Raw genomic sequence first — 1,651 nt, 5'->3', positions numbered from 1 at the left:
TCCCGTCGACGCGATCGATCGCGACAGCCTGCGAACGGCAAGACCTCATCGATCTTCTCGCGGTGGCACCCGATGACGCGCCCCTGAAGACGTCGGTGGCCTCGTTGCGGCATGCCGCGACCTCCGTCGATCGTACTCTGGAGACTTCGGTCTCCGGGCTCGGCTATGCCAGCGACGACCAGTTGCAGGAGTGGGTCTCCCGTGCGCCAGGGCACTGGTGGGACCCGGAGTACTGGACGGTGGAGACGCTGCGAGACGACGTCGGCGTGACCGGACAGAACGTGGAGCAGCAGGCGAAGCGCGGGGCGGCGGCCGCCGCCGATCTGCGGAAGGTTCTCCTCGGCCAAGACCCGCCCCTCCGGTTCCGTCCCTACCTCGCCATCATCATGCAAGACCTCGACGATCTGGGCGCATCCCTCTCGCGTCGTCGGTCGCACGGACCCGAGGGGCATCAGGCGATCTCGGAGGGCATTTCACTCTTTGCGCGGCAGCTCAGGGGCGAGGTCGCTACCCGGGAACTCTTGGCGACGCCGGTGTACGTCGGCGGCGACGACGCGTTGCTGCTTGCGCCGGCGAAGACCGCTATCGCTGTTGCTCGCGTGGCCCGCGCTGCCGTCTCCGCAGCGCAAACGGCCGACGGGCACCTGAACATGCTCACCCGGGTGACCGCGTCGACGGCCGTGCTCTTCTTTCACTCGTCCTCGCCGCTGTCGTCGGCGTTGTCACGCGCGCGTGAGCTGCTCAGTGCAGCGAAGGGTCAGCCGGGGAAAGACCGTCTCGCCGTCGGCGTCCATCGTCGAAGTGGGGCGGTTGCAACGATCAACGTGAGCTGGGGCGAACGCGCCGCAGCTGTGGAGGCGTTGTCTGTGCTGGTCACTGCGACGCGGGAGGGGGCGTATTCCGGCCGTTTGATCGCCGACCTTGACCGTGCCGGCCGCTCGTTGCGGGAGCTTCACCGATCCCATCCCCCCTCGTTCGACGCCGAGATCAGAAGGCTGGTGGGGCGGCACACCCGCGACGACGCGACGGCCGAGACCATCGCCGCCAGCATCGCTTCGCTCGGCAAAGACCCTGCGGCCAGAGACGATCCACTCCGTGCCCTGCTTGGCGCGCTTCGTGTGGCGCGTGCGCTCAACCAGGAGGACTCGTCATGACGTGGTGGGCGTTGAGTCCCGACGATACCGTCCACGTGCGTGACGGGCGAGCCTTCGCTGCTGCCACAAACGGTGTCGCCCATGCGGTCATGCCGCACCCGAGCACCGTGGGCGGCGCCGTATCGGCCGCGATGGGCGGAGCGCGCTTCACTTCGCTTCGCGGACCCTACGTGGGAATGGAAGCTCGCGGATGCTGGGTGCCCTATTTTCCGGTGCCCCGCGACCTGATGAGACGCCGCGGGGATCTCGTCCGGCTCGCTCCCTCGAACGCCGACCACCCCATGCGCACCAGCCCGATCACGGGGCAGCGGCTTCGTCTCGCCGATCCGAACGCGGAGCCGCTGCCCGACCAGCTGGTGTCTGGAACAAGGCTCGCTAAGCACTTGAAGACAACGTCAGTCGGCCCCCTGGGTTCCCTCCCGCCGGACGAGATCTTCAAAGCTGAGCGACGCGTCGGCCTGGCACGCACAGACGGAACCGCGCGGCGAGGCTTCCTG

General features: G+C 68.1%; 2 protein-coding genes. Both read left to right on the top strand.

Annotated features, from left to right (window positions below):
• Positions 1-1,154 (top strand): Cas10/Cmr2 second palm domain-containing protein (locus ACK5KK_RS10585; RefSeq protein ID WP_416890047.1); only part of this gene is annotated, 1,154 nt, incomplete at its 5' end.
• Positions 1,151-1,651, top strand: a 501-nt coding sequence (locus ACK5KK_RS10580; protein ID WP_416890046.1) for a type III-B CRISPR module-associated Cmr3 family protein, incomplete at its 3' end; no start/stop codon positions are given. The genes ACK5KK_RS10585 and ACK5KK_RS10580, both read left to right, overlap by 4 nt.

The organism is Microbacterium sp., assembly GCF_047972865.1.
In the GTDB taxonomy this organism is placed as follows: Bacteria; Actinomycetota; Actinomycetes; order Actinomycetales; family Microbacteriaceae; genus Microbacterium.
This window is presented reverse-complemented; position numbering and strand designations above follow the sequence as displayed.